The 17,612-nt window shown below is 56.6% G+C and carries 15 protein-coding genes; 4 read left to right on the top strand and 11 right to left on the bottom strand.

Annotated elements, in window-relative coordinates; all coding sequences use genetic code 11:
• Nucleotides 1-326 precede the first annotated feature (326 nt).
• From clpC to PT964_RS06800, 4 genes are read right to left on the bottom strand one after another with little or no spacing between them, the layout of a single operon-like run.
• Nucleotides 327-2,774 (bottom strand): ATP-dependent protease ATP-binding subunit ClpC, encoded by a 2,448-nt coding sequence (gene clpC, locus PT964_RS06815; RefSeq protein ID WP_274362582.1) that lies wholly within the window; start codon nt 2,772-2,774, stop codon nt 327-329.
• 56 nt (nt 2,775-2,830) lie between these two features.
• Nucleotides 2,831-3,889: a protein-arginine kinase McsB gene (mcsB, locus tag PT964_RS06810; protein WP_274362581.1), complete on the bottom strand. Its 1,059-nt coding sequence runs from the start codon at nt 3,887-3,889 to the stop codon at nt 2,831-2,833.
• On the bottom strand, nt 3,886-4,410 hold the full coding sequence (gene mcsA, locus PT964_RS06805) for a protein-arginine kinase activator protein McsA (protein ID WP_274362580.1): 525 nt from the start codon (nt 4,408-4,410) through the stop codon (nt 3,886-3,888). The genes mcsB and mcsA overlap by 4 nt, the downstream gene beginning before the upstream one ends.
• A gap of 40 nt (nt 4,411-4,450) precedes the next feature.
• A complete protein-coding gene (locus PT964_RS06800) occupies nt 4,451-4,912 on the bottom strand; it encodes a CtsR family transcriptional regulator (protein WP_274362579.1) in 462 nt (153 codons plus the stop codon).
• A gap of 273 nt (nt 4,913-5,185) precedes the next feature.
• Here PT964_RS06800 and PT964_RS06795 point away from each other — a divergent pair, with 273 nt between their 5' ends.
• From PT964_RS06795 to PT964_RS06785, 3 genes are all read left to right on the top strand, one after another.
• Nucleotides 5,186-5,362 carry a hypothetical protein gene (locus tag PT964_RS06795; RefSeq protein ID WP_274362578.1) on the top strand — a complete coding sequence of 59 codons (177 nt, stop codon included), beginning with the start codon at nt 5,186-5,188 and terminating at the stop codon, nt 5,360-5,362.
• 429 nt (nt 5,363-5,791) lie between these two features.
• A complete protein-coding gene (locus tag PT964_RS06790; protein WP_274362577.1) occupies nt 5,792-6,001 on the top strand; it encodes a hypothetical protein in 210 nt (69 codons plus the stop codon).
• Nucleotides 6,002-6,102: 101 nt separating this feature from the next.
• Complete coding sequence (locus PT964_RS06785) at nt 6,103-6,276, top strand: hypothetical protein (RefSeq protein ID WP_274362576.1); 174 nt, start codon at nt 6,103-6,105, stop codon at nt 6,274-6,276.
• 587 nt (nt 6,277-6,863) lie between these two features.
• Here the strand turns inward: PT964_RS06785 and ligA are convergent.
• From ligA to PT964_RS06750, 7 genes are all read right to left on the bottom strand, one after another.
• A complete protein-coding gene (gene ligA, locus PT964_RS06780; protein WP_274362575.1) occupies nt 6,864-8,894 on the bottom strand; it encodes an NAD-dependent DNA ligase LigA in 2,031 nt (676 codons plus the stop codon).
• A gap of 64 nt (nt 8,895-8,958) precedes the next feature.
• Complete coding sequence (gene pcrA / locus PT964_RS06775; RefSeq protein ID WP_274362574.1) at nt 8,959-11,214, bottom strand: DNA helicase PcrA; 2,256 nt, start codon at nt 11,212-11,214, stop codon at nt 8,959-8,961.
• A gap of 67 nt (nt 11,215-11,281) precedes the next feature.
• Nucleotides 11,282-11,974 carry a heptaprenylglyceryl phosphate synthase gene (gene pcrB / locus PT964_RS06770; protein WP_274362573.1) on the bottom strand — a complete coding sequence of 231 codons (693 nt, stop codon included), beginning with the start codon at nt 11,972-11,974 and terminating at the stop codon, nt 11,282-11,284.
• 99 nt (nt 11,975-12,073) lie between these two features.
• Nucleotides 12,074-12,379, bottom strand: coding sequence for a hypothetical protein (locus PT964_RS06765; protein ID WP_274362572.1), 306 nt, complete (start codon nt 12,377-12,379; stop codon nt 12,074-12,076).
• A 37-nt stretch (nt 12,380-12,416) separates the two neighbouring features.
• The gene (locus PT964_RS06760) at nt 12,417-13,337 is read right to left on the bottom strand and encodes a spore coat protein (protein ID WP_274362571.1); all 921 of its coding nucleotides are present in this window, start codon (nt 13,335-13,337) and stop codon (nt 12,417-12,419) included.
• 28 nt (nt 13,338-13,365) lie between these two features.
• A complete protein-coding gene (locus PT964_RS06755) occupies nt 13,366-13,578 on the bottom strand; it encodes a ferritin family protein (RefSeq protein ID WP_274362570.1) in 213 nt (70 codons plus the stop codon).
• A 136-nt stretch (nt 13,579-13,714) separates the two neighbouring features.
• Nucleotides 13,715-16,219: a U32 family peptidase gene (locus tag PT964_RS06750; RefSeq protein WP_274362569.1), complete on the bottom strand. Its 2,505-nt coding sequence runs from the start codon at nt 16,217-16,219 to the stop codon at nt 13,715-13,717.
• A gap of 208 nt (nt 16,220-16,427) precedes the next feature.
• Here PT964_RS06750 and PT964_RS06745 point away from each other — a divergent pair, with 208 nt between their 5' ends.
• Nucleotides 16,428-17,396, top strand: coding sequence for a sugar phosphate isomerase/epimerase family protein (locus PT964_RS06745; RefSeq protein ID WP_274362568.1), 969 nt, complete (start codon nt 16,428-16,430; stop codon nt 17,394-17,396).
• Nucleotides 17,397-17,612: the final 216 nt, after the last annotated feature.

Below are 17,612 nucleotides of genomic sequence, written 5' to 3'. Positions count from 1 at the left end.
CGATGGATAGCCCTACCGCCTTACACAAACTTCTTGACGCTCCCCATATTGCTAACGAAATAGCAACACTGTGAGTTGCTATCCGCCCGTTTTTGGCCACTGCTTTGGAAATTAAGCATACTACAAGTTGCTATTTGACAAGAAACAGCCGAAAACAGAGCTATAAAGGCGGAATAGCCACTCCTTGTGTTGCTAAAAAATCCGCACCCTCCCATTTCCCCCGGATAACAACCTGTAGTGTGGCTATTTTCTCTGGCAGCGCAAAAAAGCCCGAAGTCGAACCGGTACAACCACCGGCCCGCCTTCGGGCTTACTTTATATGCAGCTTACTTCTGCGTCACTTCGCTGTTTACGACCAGCTCGCCGTCCTTCTCGTCGATCACGACGGTGTCGCCCTTCTTCACGGTGCCGCGCAGCAGCTCTTCGGACAAGCGGTCCTCGATATGCTTCTGAATCGCGCGGCGGAGCGGACGTGCGCCGTAGGTCGGGTCGAACCCTTCCTTGGCAAGGAATTTCATCGCCGGATCCGTGAGCGAGAAGTCGATCTCTTGTTCCTTCAGGCGCTTGCGGAGATCTTCCGACATAAGCGATACGATTTGCGCAATGTGCTCTTGCTCGAGCGGATGGAAGACGATCGTCTCGTCGATCCGGTTCAGGAACTCCGGACGGAAGCTCTTCTTCAGCTCGCCCATCACGCGGTCGCGCATCGCCTCGTACTGATTTTTGATCGCGTTGGATACGTCGCCGGTCGCAAAGCCTAACGTAGCGCCTTTCTTGATCGTTTCCGCGCCGACGTTGGACGTCATAATGATCAGCGTGTTGCGGAAATCGACCGTGCGGCCCTTCGAGTCGGTCAAACGGCCGTCCTCAAGCACCTGCAGCAGAATGTTGAACACTTCCGGATGCGCCTTCTCGATTTCGTCGAGAAGCACGACGCTGTAAGGCTTGCGGCGAACCTTCTCGGTCAGCTGGCCGCCCTCTTCGTAGCCGACGTATCCCGGAGGCGCCCCGACCAAACGAGAGGTCGAATGCTTCTCCATATATTCGGACATATCGATCCGGATGACCGCGTTCTCGTCGCCGAACATCGCTTCCGCGAGCGCGCGGGCGAGCTCCGTCTTACCTACGCCGGTCGGACCCAAGAAGATGAACGAGCCCATCGGACGTTTCGGATCCTTCAGCCCCGCACGGGAGCGGCGAACCGCGCGCGCTACCGCCTTGACGGCTTCATCCTGCCCGATCACGCGAGCGTGCAAAATCTCTTCCATCTTCAGCAGACGTTCCGTCTCTTCTTCCGCAAGCTTCACGACCGGAATTCCCGTCCAGCTTGCCACGACTTGGGCGATATCGTCGGGCGTAACCTCGGAGTCGGTACGGCCTTGCTTCTCTTTCCAATCGTTCTTCGTCGAATCGAGCTCGTCGCGAAGCTTCTGCTCCGTATCGCGCAGCGCCGCCGCCTTCTCGAACTCTTGGCTTTGCACGGCAGCGTCCTTCTCCTTGCGGATATCCTCCAGACGCGCTTCCAGCTGCTTCAAGTTCGGCGGAATCGTGTAAGTGCGCAAGCGTACTTTAGAGCTTGCTTCGTCGATCAAGTCGATCGCTTTGTCCGGCAAGAACCGGTCACTGATATACCGGTCGGACAAGCGCACCGCTTGCTCGATCGCATCGTCCGTAATTTTCACGCGGTGATGCGCTTCGTAACGGTCGCGCAGCCCGTGAAGAATTTGAATCGCCTCGTCTACGGACGGCTCATCGACCGTAATCGGCTGGAACCGGCGTTCCAAAGCGGCGTCCTTCTCGATATATTTGCGGTATTCGTCCAGCGTCGTCGCGCCGATGCATTGCAGCTCGCCGCGAGCCAGCGCCGGCTTCAGAATGTTCGAAGCGTCGATCGCGCCTTCCGCGCCGCCTGCTCCGATCAACGTGTGAAGCTCGTCGATAAACAGAATAATGTTGCCGGCTTGGCGGATCTCATCCATGATTTTCTTCAAGCGGTCTTCGAATTCGCCGCGGTATTTCGTGCCGGCTACCACCGAGCCCATGTCGAGCGTCATGACGCGCTTATCCCGCAGCGTCTCGGGAATTTCGTTCGCCACGATGCGCTGCGCAAGCCCTTCGGCGATCGCCGTTTTACCTACGCCGGGCTCGCCGATGAGCACCGGGTTGTTCTTCGTGCGGCGGCTGAGCACTTGGATGACGCGCTCGATTTCCTTCGCGCGGCCGATGACCGGGTCAAGGTTGCCTTCCTTCGCCACGGCCGTCAAATCGCGAGCGAGCGAATCGAGCGTCGGCGTATTCGCATTCGCCGGCGCACCGCCGTGTGCGCTCGAGGATACTTCGCTGGAGCCGAGCAGCTGCAGCACTTGTTGGCGCGCTTTGTTGAGCGATACGCCCAAATTGTTCAGCACGCGGGCTGCAACGCCTTCGCCTTCGCGAATGAGTCCGAGCAAAATATGCTCCGTACCGACATACGTATGGCCGAGCTTGCGCGCCTCATCCATCGAAAGCTCGATAACCTTCTTGGCTCGCGGCGTGTAAGCAATATTCGTCGGCTGCTCTTGCCCGCGGCCGATCAGCTGCTCCACCTCGTCTTGGATTTTCTCAAGGCTTAGGCCCAGGGCGTTCAACGCTTTCGCCGCAATGCTTTCGCCTTCCCGAATCAACCCGAGTAAAATATGCTCCGTCCCGATATTGTTGTGCCCCAGCCGTACGGCTTCCTCCTGCGCAAGCGCAAGCACCTTCTGAGCACGCTCCGTAAATCTTCCAAACATCATGAGTCTACACCTCCGGATAACTTCTGGTATATGTGAAAAATGTTCCGCTCATGCGGTTACTTTTTGCTAAAAACGTCACGTATCAACTTGGCGCGATACATATCGCGTTCCTCCGGCGTCATCGCCTTGCCGAAATGCTTCTGCAAGTAACCCGGCTGCGTCATGACGAGCAGCTCGTTCATCGCGATCTGCGGCACCTCGTCGATAATGCCGACGTCGATGCCGAGCCGGACATCGGACAGCCGCTGCGCGGACTCCTTCGAATCCATAATCTCCGCGTACTTCAGGATGCCGAACGATCGGCGGATGCGGTCCGTAATTCTAGTGCGGGACTCGCTGGCCAGCAGCCGCTGCCGCGCCGCCTTCTCATGCTCGATAATTTGGCGGGCGACGCCGTGCAGATTGTCGAGAATTTCCTCCTCGGTCTGCCCGAGCGTAATTTGGTTCGAGATTTGAAAAATGTTCCCCGTCGCCTCGCTGCCCTCCCCATACAAGCCTCTCACCGCAAGACCGACCTGATTGATCGCCTGCAGGATGCGGTTCATCTGCTTCGTTATAACGAGCGCCGGGAGATGCATCATGACCGAGGCTCTAACCCCTGTGCCGACATTCGTCGGGCAGCTGGTCAGGTACCCCGCCTTCTCGTCGTAGGCGTAGTCGATCGAGTTTTCGAAAATATCGTCGATCCGGTTCGCGAGATCCCATGCTTCCTTCAATTGAAAACCCGGGTACAACACCTGTATGCGAAGATGGTCCTCTTCGTTCACCATAATCGAGATCGCTTCGTTCTCGCTGACGATCGCCGCGCCGTTGCGGGCGTCCTCGGCCAAATTCGGCGAGATGAGATGCTTCTCCACCAGCACCCGCTTCTCCAGCTCGTTGAGGCCGGTCAGCGGCACCAGCTCAAATCCGCCGATCGTTCGGAGATCGCCGTTCTTGGCGACGCCGGAGATTCTGTTAAGCACGTCTTGAGATTGTTGATTCGTCGCCAGCATCGGAAACGGCGCGCACGACAAATTGCGTGCAATCCGAATCCGGCTCGAAATGACGATTTCGGATTCGGGGCCGTTCGCTTTCATCCAGGAAGAGAGCGCCTTCTCGGTAAACCGGTTCATGATTTCCCGCCTCCTGCCTTCTTCTCGAGCTCGCGGATTTCGTCCCGCAGCTTCGCCGCGGCTTCGAACTCCTCGCGCTCGATCTTAAACTGCAGCTCGCGCTTCAGCTGCTCCACCTGCCGGCGCATCTGGAACTGCTGTCCGGCGCGTTTCGGCATCTTGCCGACGTGCACCGTGTTGCCGTGCACCCGTTTGAAGAGCGGCCCGAGCCGGTCGGCGAAGTGCTTGTAGCATTCGCTGCAGCCGAAGCGGCCGAGCTTGCTGAATTGCGAATACGTCAGGCCGCAGTAGTCGCAGCGAACTTGCGCCGCCGCTTTCCCTGCCTGCGTCTTCCCGTTCGGATCCAGCTCGAGCAGACCCGATAACAGGTTATGAATCGAGAAACCGTTCGCCGTGCCGGGAATGAGTTCTCCCTTCTCTCTGGCGCACGGTTCGCAGAAATGAAACTCCGTCTTCTCCCCATTCACGATTTTCGTAAAATGGAGCGTCGCCGGCCTTTTGCCGCATTCTTGACAGAGCATCTTCGTCCCCTCCTAACTTCAATGAAGATCGGACTTCATCTCACTTGGAAAGCAATGAAATAAGCATCGCCTTTAGCAATCGGGCTCTCACTTCATCCCGCAGCGGCAGCTTGAGCGCAATCGAATCCCGATGGATCGCCGCCTTCAGCAAAATCGCCTCCCGGCATGAGATGAGCTCGGCCTCCTCAAGCTGGTAGATCAACCCCTCAGCGGCACTCTGGTCAATTTCGGAGCCGATCGTGTGATTGATGTGAACGTGGATCGCTTCGTGCGCCGGCAGGTCCACCTTCTGGATCCGGATATAACCGCCGCCGCCGCGTTTGCTTTCGACGATGTATCCCTTCTCGACCGTGAACCGGGTACCGATCACATAATTGATCTGAGAGGGGACGCACTGAAACTTATCCGCCAGCTCGTTGCGCTGAAGCTCGATCAGTCCTTCTCGGCTTTCTTGGATCAGTTTCTTTAAATATTGTTCAATCATGTCGGACGTATTCCGCATGACGGGGTCAACCTCCGTTTTGGACATCGTTGACTTTGACTTTCTTTGACTTTAACATCATTATATTCAAAAATGCCGCGTTTGCCAAGTGCTTCTCTTTCTCCCTTATTTTTTACGTTTGGAGAGCGGTTCATACCGCAATATCATCATATTTTCGAGGCGAACGCACACATTTTTTACTACGTTTGGCTTTTTCCGAGGTTGCGCACAATATCGGCTTAAAGGGCCTGTGCGAATGCCGCCCTTATTTATCACTTCAAGGAGGTTGACTTGATGTCGGGAAGAAATTCGCATCCGAAACGGGACGGCGAGCGCAGCAATCCGTCGCGCCTTGACCAATTCGGCGAGACGCTCGCAAACGACACGGAAGTTGCCGACGAATTGGCAAACGGCGCCCGTTTTAACCAAGAAAAGCCGCAAACCGAACGGGTTGCAGATCGAGAGTGCTAAGTCAGTATAAAAAAGGACAAGGGAGATGAGTCTCCCTTGTCCTCAGATGAAACCGAAAATAACAACACTACAGGTTGCTATTCGGCCCAAAACGGCGGCCGAAAATTTTTTAGCAACACCTCAAGTTACTATTCCCCGATTTTTACCTCTGGGACCAGAGTTTTGGGGTCAATAGCAACTTGTAGTGTGGCTATTTTCTCGCGCATAGCGAAAAATAGGTCAATAGCCACTCATAGTGATGCTATTTCATGTGCGTTGCAATTTGGCCGAACACGGCAGCCGCAAACCGCTACCTCACCGCAAATGACTGACTTTTCACCGTACAAGTTACATATCCTCGGTTCTTTTCAACTGTACCTACATCTCTTATTGTGCTTCCAACAAAATGTTGCGATAAATTCGTTATCTAGGTGGAGGAGGTGAAAAGCGGTGAATTTAGAGGAAGTGTTGAAAGATATTACCCAAGGTAATTTAGAAGCACTAGGCATCCTCTATCAGGAGCTGCGCGTACCGGTTTACCATATGGTTGCTTTTATGAAATCATATGGAGGGAGCAGCATAAACACGGGCTTCGATACGGAACGCCTCATCTATAACCTCAAAAGAGAGCTTCACCATACTACTCCGGATTCTAAATGAATTGGACGGACTCCCGTCGCCCCAAGGCCGGATGTTAAGCGAGATTGAAGCATCGGCAAAAGATCGGATGATTTCTATTTCGAGAGGAGCATGAACCATTGATGAAGGATCGAAAAATGGAACTGATGGAAAAATTCGATCATACCGGGGATGAGCGTGCCTTGGAGGAAGCTTTGCAGCTTTTTTCCGAAGCCGTCGAGAAGGAACCCAACAATGCGGAAAACCTGTTCTTTTACGGTTGGCTCTTGGAGAGCAGAGAATTGGGTCTTTTATGAAAAGCGGCGGCATGCTTTACAAAAGGTCTCGAACTTAAAGATCAGAATTGTTGGATCAACACCAAATTGAATTTTCAATATATCCAAGCTCGAGCACATTAGTTAGAAAACAATAAATCAGTAGAGTTTTATAAAAAGCGGTTGGCGGCATCCCCCGACGACCCCCAAATGTACTGCTACCTGTTCCATTGTTATTTGCATGCTGACCAAATCAATGAGGCGAAAAAAGTAGTCGAAGCCGGGTTGAAAATATCGCCTAATCATGGAACACTTAACTATTGCGCAGGATTAGTGCATTCCCGGCAAGGTGATACAAAAACCGCTATGGAACGATACGAGCGCGCCATACTGCTGGAGCCGGAATTGATCGACGCGAGATTCAGTCGGGCGTTCTTGCTGGAACAAGAAGAACACAATTGGAGGAAGCCGTCCGGGAATGGGAATCAATTATCGAGTGGTTTAGCGAAAGAGGATTTTTGGACGAAGGTCCGAGAACGAAGCTTATCGAATTGCAAGAGAAATTACGGACACGATAACAGACAAAAAGCCGCGCACCCGAAAATGGGAATACGCGGCTATACAATCTATTACTGGACCCCCAGCATCCGCTGGAGCTCCTCTTCATTATCAATTACAGTTACCCCGAGCTCGCGCGCTTTCGTCAGCTTGCTTCCGGCGCTTTCGCCGGCGATGACGAAATCGGTTTTCTTCGATACGCTGCCGGCCACCTTCGCCCCGAGCGCCTCAAGCCGCTTCGCCGCATCGTCGCGCGTCATCGATTGAAGCGTGCCCGTCAGCACGACGGTTTTGCCGAAGAACGGCGAATCTTCCGCCGCAGCGGACAAGGCGCCGCCGGCCTCCTCGACCGCCGGGGAAACTCCGGCGGCGATCATGCGGGCGATCGACTCCTGGATTTGCGGATCGGCGAAAAAGCTGTGAATGCTTTCCGCCACAATGCCGCCAACGTCCGGAAGCCCCATAAGCTCCTCCTGCGTCGCCTTCATTAGCGGCTCCAGTCCGCGGTAATGGTCGGCGAGCATCTTCGTCGTCGTCTTCCCGGTATTCGGGATGCCGAGTGCGTAGAGGAACGAGGACAGGTCGCGCGTTTTGCTCTTTTCGATAGCGTCGAGCAAGTTTTGCGCTTTCTTCTCTCCGAACCGTTCGAGACCGAGCACGTCTTCCTTCGTCAGGTAGAACAAGTCCGCCGGATCGTCCACATCCAGCTCGTCGTACAGCTGCTCCGCCGTCTTCTCGCTGAACGTCTCGATGTCCATCGCGTCCCGCGTGGCGAAGTGCGTCAGGCGGCCGACGATTTGCGGCTTGCAGCCGAGCTTGTTCGGGCAAAACAGATGCGCGCCGCGCTGCTCCAGCTCATGTCCGCAGGCCGGACAATGCGTTACCGGCTCCACCGGCTTGCCGTCGTCCTCCTCCGTCACTTTGCCGAGAATTTCCGGAATAACGTCGTTCGCGCGGCGAATGTAGATTTCCGTGCCGATGGCGCGGAGCAGCCCTTTGCGCTCGATATCGTCCATATTGTTCAGCGTACAGTTGCGCACCGTCACCCCGCCGATATCGACCGGCTCCAGCACGGCCATCGGCGTAATCTTCCCGGTGCGGCCGACGCTCCAAACGACGTCGTTCAGCACGGTCGTCGCTTCCTCGGCTTCAAACTTGAACGCCACCGCCCAACGCGGGAACTTGTCGGTATAGCCGAGCACTTCGCGCGTGCGCAAATCGTTCAGCTTAATGACCACCCCGTCGATCAGAAAGTCCAGCTTGTTCCGCTCGCCTGCCAGCCGTTCGAGCTCCGCAAACACTTCCTCCATGCTTGTATAATGACGGATGTATGGATTCACCTTGAACCGGTTTTCCTTCAAGAACTCGATCATTTCCACATGCGTGGAATACGGGCGGTTGACCGAGGAATACCCGACATTGTAAAAAAATGCATCCAGCTTCCGCTCCGCCGTAATCGCCGGGTTCTGGTTGCGCAGCGCCCCGGCTGCCGCATTGCGGGCGTTCTTCAGCGGCTCCGCCGCCGTCTTGTTGTATTCCTCCAGAAAGGACAAGTACATAATGCCCTCGCCCTGCACTTCAATCGTGCCGTCCTCATATGGAATGCGGGCGGGCACCGAACGGATCGTCCGGACCTGCGCAAGAATGCCTTCGCCGACAACCCCGTTGCCGCGGGTGGACGCTTGCGTCAATATCCCGTTCTCATAGGTGAGGTTCAAAGTCAGCCCGTCGAATTTCAGCTCAAGCACATACGACGGGTCCGGCAGCGGCGTGCCGGGGTTTTTGGCGTTGTATTCGCCGATCAGCTTCACGGCGCGCGCGTTCCATGCGAGCAAATCTTCCTTGCTTTGCGCCTTATCCAAGCTCCACAGACGGGAAAGATGCCGGTGCGGCGCAAATCCTTTCAGCACCTCGCCGCCGACGCGCAGCGTCGGGGAATCGGGCAGTGTAACGCCGCTTTCCCGCTCCAGCCGCACAAGCCGGTCGTACAGCTTGTCGTATTCCGCATCGCTCAGCTCCGGCTTATCCAGCGTGTAATACAAATAATTGTGATGATTCAGCTCTTGCACTAGTTTGCGCATCTCTTCGCTTGCCGTCGACATCCGTCCCGCCTCCGTCTTTCACACGTTTCTTTCAATCTTCTTTACTATTCTATTATTTGCCAAATTACACCTTCTGAATCGGGGCAAATTTAGCGAGAAGTTTTTTGACGCCGACCGGCGCCGGAAACGCGATTTGCAGCTCTCGGTCGTCCCCTTCGCCGCGCACGGAAACGACGGTTCCGACCCCCCATTTGTTGTGGGATACTTTGTCGCCTGCGGAGAAGTCGGCGCCCGCCGCACCGCCGCCGACGAAAGCGGGCGCTTTAATCGTTACGCGAGGCGTGGCGGAAGCTCCGGCCGCAGTCGCGCCTCCGAAGCCGCCGCCCCCGCCGCCGAAGCCGCCGACCGAACGGAAGCCGCCGCGGCCCGGTGAGACGTTCTCTTTGTACTCGTCGGGAATCTCGGCGAGAAACCGCGACGGCGAGTTGGCCGACAACCGGCCGAACAAGGTCCGCATGCGAGCGCAAGTGAGGTACAACTCGCGCTCGGCGCGCGTAATGCCCACATAAGCGAGGCGGCGCTCCTCCTCCAGCTCGGTCGGGTCGTTCTGCACGCGGCTGTGCGGGAAGACGTTCTCCTCCATGCCCGCGATGAACACGATCGGAAACTCCAATCCCTTGGCGCTGTGCATCGTCATCAGAATGACGGCATCGTCCGCATCCTCCGGGTCGTTGTTCATCGTGTCGATATCGGCGATCAGCGCCAAATCCGTCAGGAACGATACGAGCGACTTGTCCTCGTTGCGCTTCTCAAAGTCCATCGTAACGGACAGAAACTCGTCGATGTTCTCGAGCCGCGCCTTCGATTCCAGCGTATTTTCCCGCTTCAGCTCTTCGCGGTACTGAATCGTGTCGAGCATCTTCTCGGTGAGCTCGGTGACCGACAAATATTCTACCATTCGGGACAAATTGTCGATCGACTCTTTAAATTCCCTTAACGCCGAAGCGGCGCGCGCCGTAATGCCGGCCGACTCCACGCCGTCGATCATCGCGAACAGGGACACGCCGCGCGCGGCGGCCGCTTCGCCGAGCTTGTCGATCGTCGTGTCCCCTATGCCGCGCTTCGGCACGTTCACGACGCGGGCGAACGAAATATCGTCGTCCGGATTCGAAATCAAACGCAAATACGCCAAAATGTCTTTAATTTCTTTACGGTCGTAAAACTTTACGCCGCCGACAATTTGGTACGGGATGTCCGATTTGATGAGAATTTCCTCGATGACCCGCGATTGCGCATTGGTCCGGTACAGGATGGCGTGATCGCCGAACCTTTTGCCGGATTCTCTGTTTTTCCGAATGATGCCTGCGATGAAATAGCCCTCTTCATGCTCGGAATCGGCGATGTACGTCTGAATTTTTTGGCCTTCGCCTTGGTCCGTCCACAAATTTTTCGCTTTGCGGCCGGGGTTGTTCTTAATGACTTCATTCGCGGCATTCAAAATGTTCGAGGTAGAGCGATAGTTTTGCTCGAGCAAAATGGACTGAGCCTCAGGATAATCCTTCTCAAAGTTCAAAATGTTCGAAATATCCGCGCCGCGCCAGCCGTAAATCGACTGATCGGAGTCGCCGACGACGCAAATGCGGTGGTGCTTGTCGGCGAGCATCCGGCACAGCATGTACTGGGCGCGGTTCGTATCCTGATACTCGTCGACGTGAATATATTGGAACTTGTTCTGATAAAAGTCGAGCACCTGCGGCTCGTCTTTAAACAGCTGAATCGTCGACATGATCAGATCGTCGAAATCGAGCGAGTTGTTCGCCTTCAGCCGTTTCTGGTACATCGCGTACACCTTCGCCACGATGCCCTGAAAGTAATCGCCGATTTTCTCCTCGTACCGCTTCGGATCGATCAGCTCGTTCTTCGCCGCGGATATCGCCGCTTGCACCGCCTTCGGCTCGATCTTTTTCGTGTCGATGTTGAGATCCTTCATGCAGTTGCGGATGACCGACAGCTGATCCCCCGAGTCGAGAATCGTGAAGCTCGAGGTGAAGCCGATCCGTTCGATGTCGCGGCGCAGGATGCGGACGCACATCGAGTGGAACGTCGACACCCAGATGTCTTGGCCGTGCGGACCGACCAGCTTCGATACGCGCTCCTGCATTTCGCGGGCAGCCTTGTTGGTGAAAGTGATGGCGAGAATGCTCCACGGAGCGACCTTCTTGGCCTCGATCAGATACGCGATGCGGTGCGTCAGCACGCGCGTCTTGCCGCTCCCCGCCCCGGCCAGAATGAGCAGCGGACCGTCCGTTGCCTGAACGGCCTCGCGCTGTCTGGGGTTCAGCTTCGCAATCGCTTGATGAATATCGATGGAGTTGAACATAAGTGCTTCAAACCTTTCTTCGCGGGAAGTGCCTTTCTATGAAACCGAAGATGATATGGAATGATGGCTATCGCTTAACCGCCCGCACCGTCTCCAGCGCGCGGTCAAGCGATTCGTAAATAATATTGCCGACGACGATCGTATCCGCCGCAGCTGCGGCCGCAAGCGCCTTCTCGTAGCCGTCGATTCCGCCGCCGTAAAACAGCTTCGCCTCTGTCAGCAGCTTCCTTGTATCGCTTACTAGCTTCATGTCTCCGAATACGCCGGAATATTCCAAATAGACGATCGGCAGCCGAAGCAGCCGGTCGGCAAACCGCGCGTATGCCAGAACGTCCTTCGCATCGAGCGGAGCGCATGCCGAAGAGAGTCGAGCCGCCGTGCAGTCGGGGTTCAAAATCACATACCCTTCCGCCAGCAGCCCGTCCCACGGAATGACGCTCCCGTACCGCTTCAGCGCGTTCCGATGGTGGCCGATAATGTAATCGGCATCATCCGAATTTAAGACGATCGGGACAAAATAATAGTCGAATCCCGGAACCGCAGCCTCGAGCGACGTTGCCTCCAGGACGCACGGCACTTCATAACGCCGGATGCGGGCGAGGAGATCGACCGTGTTGTCGAACGTTACGCCGCTCGAGCCGCCGACAATGACCGCGTCCGTACCGGACAGGCATATGGCCTCCAGCGCTTCGTCGCCGATCGGCTTGTCGGGATCCAGCTTAAAAATATGCTTCCAATCTGCAATCACTTGATCAACCATAAAGCCCCCGAATTCCGATCGTTAAACGAAAACATTTGTTCTTCTTTCAGTCTAAACGAGGGGAGCAAACAGTGTCAAACCAAACTGTAATTAAAGCCTCTATTTGGTATTATTTCCGCGTTCCGCCCATTTGTCGTAACGGTCGTCCGGCTCTTTCGCCATGCTTCGGATAATTTTCGTTTCCTCCGCGATCGGCTCGAACTCCGCTTTCACCGGAATTTCATACCGCGTGCCCAGCAGCGCCTTCGCCCCCTCCTCCGGGTCGACGCTCTCCATTTCGCCGACGGTCAGCGTCTTTTCAATCATTTGCTCCAGCTGATCTTGTCTATCGCCCTTCGCTTGCCGATCATCCACCCGCTTCTCCGGCTGCTCTTTCCGCCGCTCTTTCCGTTCGCGCTCGTCCACTTTCGTTTTCTCCTTATTAAAATGGTAACTATACCCGCTACAGCTGCGCCGTTTCCTGCTCCTCTTTGGCAGCCGGCGGCTCGGAAGCCGTCTTAGCCCGCCGAGTTCGCTTTACGGCGGAAGCCGCCGGCGCTTCCTTCGCATCGTCCGCAGCCGTCTTCGCTTCCGCGGCGGGAATCGCATCCGCCTGCTTCTCCTCGAACAAAGGAGCCTCGGCAGCCGCCGTTCCCCCTAAGTAAGGAGATGTTCCGCCGGCAGCGCCGCCGAACGGCACTTGCGGTTCCGCGTGAGTCCGCACTGCATTATGCGCTCCCGCATAGGAATTGTGCTGCGGCGCCGCTCCTGCAGCGGCAAACGGCGACTGGTACTGCGTATAATGCGCCTGCGGCATGCCTCCGAACGGGAACGCGTGCGGCTGGGCGAACTCCGGCATTCTCGGAGGCGCCACCGGCGGCGCTGAAGAAAATACAGTGCCGTTCCCGCCTCCGAACGGCGCCGGCGTGCGGCTGAAGCCGTAGGGCAGCGGGGCTGCACCCGGCTGCTGAATCGGCTGCGGCTGCTGCATGAACGAATAGTATGAAGGCTGCCACGGATTCGTTCGAATCGGCGCCTGCGCGCGGCCGGCCCCCGTATCGACCGGCTGCTGCCCGGTGCTGTTGACGGCGTCCATGCATCTTTCCTGCACCGCCTGCACGTCTTGAACCGAAGCGGCCGGAGCGTCGGGGTATAAGCGGTTCTGACGCATAATTTCAAACAGCTGCTCGTAGCTGCGCATCGCTTCGCCCGCCAGACGCTCGAACATGCGGCGAAGCTCCGACCCGCTTGCCTCAAGCGCCGCAGTCGTGCAATCAAGCACCGCTCTCTTGAGCGCGCTCAGCACATGGTGCGCCTCCATCCGGTCGGGGAGCGCCCTCGCCCGGATCGCCGCGGCTTTCTCATTCTGAATCGTATGGATCATGTATGTTCACGCCTCCGTTTCAAACCTGTTACCGGCTGTGGCCGGCGTACTTTTGCAGCAAGTCGTTCAAATCCTTCAAGTTGTTGCGGTGCAGCTCCGCCTGATGAGCAAAAAAGCCCCGAAGCTGCGGATTCGCGCATTCCTCCGCCGCCTGCACGCACAATTGCGCAAGAAGCGCTTCATTGTCCACGTGGTCGGCAATATTGGCAAGCTCTCTTGCGGTCATTGCATTCCGGTTCATGGCTACGGACTCCTTTTTCTCATTATCATCTTTGGTATGATGCACAATTTGGAAAAAAATATGCATTTCATGGAAAAAAGCAAAAAAGCCGCACACCCGACGTTTTGCCGGATGCACAGCTTCTCTTGGTTCGTTGTTATTTAACTAATTGTCCGCGGGTCACACCCAGCTGGTTCGTCGCCTTCAGCGACCGCCAGACGCTCGTTCCGCTTACTTCGCCGCGCAGCGCCTTGGAATACAGATTGATGACCTCCACCGCTTTATCGGCCGTTTCCTCCAGAAACTCCACACGATACGACGACACGCCGAGATCGAGGAAGTTTTGCAGATACTCGGCACCCGACTGCTCGATCGCGTTATACACCGTATTGCGGCACCCTTCGTCGACGCGGACCGGGTGCGACATGCCGATCCGGTCGCGCAGGCTGACGCGCTGCTGCTCGCAGGGGCGGCCGCAGTTCGTATAATCGGTGCCCTCGCTGAGGAACGTGCAGTACACGCAATGCTCCGTATGGAACATCGGCAGATGCTGGTGAATGACGATCTCCAAATTCGCCGTATCCGACCGCTCCAGCAAATCGATCATTTGCTGAATGTTGAGGTCGTACGACGGAGTTACCCGGTTAAGGCCGGCTTCCAAGAACAGGTCGGCCGTCTTGTGATTCGCAATATTTAACGAGAAGTCGCCGATCAGCTCCGGGCGGTCGGCATTCGGATTTTGGGCGAAATGTTTCGCGAGCCAATACACGGCCCCCGTATTCCGCACCAAAACCGCGTCGGGCTTCAGCCTGAGGATGTTGTTAAAGTAGCCGGTTTCGCCCGGCATATGAATTCGCGGCGTCGCCAGGGCAATGCGTTTGCCTGCGGCATGCACCGCCTCCACCGCAGCCGGAAACTGCTTTATAAACTCGAAGTCCGCGTAAATAAAGTCGACGTCCGTTCGCGTTGCGACCGCCTCGACCTGCTCCAGGCTGCGGCACAACGCCGTTAAACGCGGTTGTTGCGGACGGGGTGCGGGCTTCTGAGCATCGTCGTTTACGGCGACGCTGCGCTTAATATATTGCGGCGGTCTGCGGCGCTCCGCTTCCAGCAGCTGCACCGCCTCGCGGCGCATCCGGTTCAGCTCGCTCATCGGAACGATGACGGCCCCGGACAGCTCGACGGTGAGCTGCGCCAGCTCGAACAGCGTGCCGCCTAAGCGTCCGAACTGGTCTTGCAGCAGCTTCTCGTCGATCGGCCGCTTCTCCGCAGTTGCAAGCGGCAGCTGCGATTGCACCGTTACAGTAAAGCCGGTGGACTCGTCCGTCCACATCGACACGAGCGGCTGGCCTGCTTCGCCGTATACGGCTATTGCGACCGGGAACGTCCGGTACGGCTTATCCGTCTCGAACGTCGCGCGAAGCCGCTTATCCAGCGCCGGGTCGCTCGTCCGCCAGATGCGGTCGCCGACGTGCACGCGCTTGAGGTTGACGTCATTGCGGCCCATGACGATTTCGGCCATGCCGCCGGGCACTTCGCCCTCGACTTTGGCGCCGCGCTGCCTGAGGTCGTAGACACGGCCGCCTTCCTCGTCCTTCGTCGGGTCGCCAGCGTCAAATACGATACCGTCGCCCCGCTTCAGCGGGGCCTCCAGCTCGCAAATGACGGCGTCCTTCGTAATTTCCTTCACTCTGCCGAGGTACACGCCGCGCTTCTTCGGGAACGTTCCGTCCACGAGCTGTTTATTGTTCGTGCCGCGAAGGAAGCCGTACGTGAAGCCGCGCGAGAAGCTCTGCTCGAGCTCCTGTATGTCCCGCTTCGACGGCTTGACGTCTTTCCCCTCGAAATAGTTGTCGATCGCCTTGCGGTATTTGCTGACGACGTTGGCCACGTACTCGGGGCTCTTCAAGCGTCCTTCGATCTTGAAGGACGTAACGCCGGCTTCGATCAGCTCGGGAACGAGCTCCACGGCCGCGAGGTCTTTCGGCGACAACAAATAGGTGATGTCCCCCATCGGGCGGTGAACGCCGTCAACCATCATATCGTAAGGCAGCCGGCATGCCTGCGCGCATTCGCCGCGGTTCGCCGAGCGGCCTCCCCACATTTCGGAGGTGAGGCATTGGCCGGAATACGAAACGCAAAGCGCCCCGTGCACGAACACCTCCATCGGAAGGCGGGCTTGCTCGCCGATCGTCTTGATCTGCTTCAGGTTGTTCTCCCGGCCGAGCACGACCCGCTCCAAGCCGAACGGCTTCGTAAATTCGACGGCTTCGGGCGAAGTGATCGTCATCTGCGTCGAGCCGTGGATCGGGAAATCCGGCGATATTTGGCGGATCAGCTTCACAAGTCCGAGATCCTGCACGATGACGGCGTCCACGCCGGCGTCGATGCACGCTTCGATCAGCTGCTTCGCGTCTTCCAGCTCGTCCTCGAACACGAGGATGTTAAAGGTAAGGAAGCCCTTTACTCCATAGGAATGCAGGAAAGACATAATGTCCGCCAGCTCGTCCGTATGAAAATTGTTCGCGCGTGCCCGGGCGTTGAATTTCTCCACGCCGAAAAATACCGCGTTCGCGCCGTTGGCCACGGCCGCCCTCATGGCGTCCCAATGGCCGGCGGGCGCCAGCAGCTCTATATCATCTCTTGTCAATCGAGTGTTCATGAATGGCGTACCCTCGTCTTTCCGCTCTTTTCGAGCGAGCATGTTTCTGATGTAATAATAACAATGCCGGGATTGGAGCACAATGACTTGGGCCCGGCCGCGCGCTTCCATATGTTGTTTGGTAACGCTTTGCCCAGTCCCTTTTGGAACCGACTTGTGATATAATCTGCTTGGCGTCTCAAATTATTTTTTCGGAGGTGCGGTACATATGAAGTTAGGAGTATTCGCTGTACTTTTCGCCCAGAAGCCGTTCGAGGAAGCGCTTGACTACATTAAAGCCAAAGGTCTTGGCGCGGTTGAAATCGGAACGGGCGGATATCCCGGCGATGCGCATTGCAAGCCGGACGAGTTGCTCGCCGACGCGGGCAAATTGAAAGCGTTCAAACAGGCCGTGGAATCGCGCGGCTTAATCATCAGTGCACTCAGCGTACATGGAAATCCGCTGCATCCTCAGAAGGCTGTGGCAAATCAATTCCACGACGACATCATCAAGACGATCGAGCTTGCGCAGCGCCTTGAAGTGCCCGTCGTCAACACGTTCTCCGGCTTGCCGGGCGACCACGAGGACGCGAAATATCCGAACTGGCCGGTTGCGCCTTGGCCGAACGACTTCCAAGAGGTGCTGGCGTGGCAATGGGAAAACAAAGTGATTCCTTATTGGAAGGAAACGGGCAAATTCGCAGAAGACCGCAACGTCAAGATCGGTCTTGAGCTGCACGGCGGCTTCTCCGTGCATACGCCGGGAACGCTGCTTCGTCTGCGCAATGCGGTCGGCGAAGTGATCGGCGCGAACCTCGATCCGAGCCACTTGTGGTGGCAAGGCATCGATCCGGTACAAGCGATCCGCATCTTGGGCCGCGAGAACGCGATTCACCATTTCCATGCGAAGGATACGTCCATGGAGCAATCGAACGTCAACATGCACGGCGTGACCGACATGCAGTCGTACACGAACATGCTCGACCGCGCATGGCAGTTCCGCTCCGTCGGCTTCGGCCACGGCTTGAAGGAATGGGCGGACATTATTTCCGCACTCCGTCTTGTCGGTTACGACTACGTCGTATCGATCGAGCACGAGGACGGCTTGATGTCGGTTGACGAAGGCTTCTCGAAAGCCGTTGCGAACCTGCAGCAAGTGCTGATTAACGAACCGCTCGGCGAGATGTGGTGGGTGTAGGCCCGTTAGCTTCGTATGAAAGCAGCCCTCGAATGAGGCCGGAATTTGCGGCCTTCTTCGGGGGCTTTCGTTTTTGCGCGCTTGAGGGCGCTTGCCCTTAAATGCAAAAATTGAACCTATCGGTGCACTTAGACTCAAAAATTGAACCTATTGGGCCGTGTGAGGGGCCATATTCCGTCGCTGCGGAGAAATAAGCTCAGAAAGTGATCTTAAACG

The sequence above is a fragment of the Paenibacillus thermotolerans genome, assembly GCF_028745515.1.
Lineage (GTDB): Bacteria > Bacillota > Bacilli > Paenibacillales > YIM-B00363 > Paenibacillus_AE > Paenibacillus_AE thermotolerans.
Note: the sequence above shows the minus strand (reverse complement) of the source record. Positions and strands in the feature narration are given on the sequence as shown.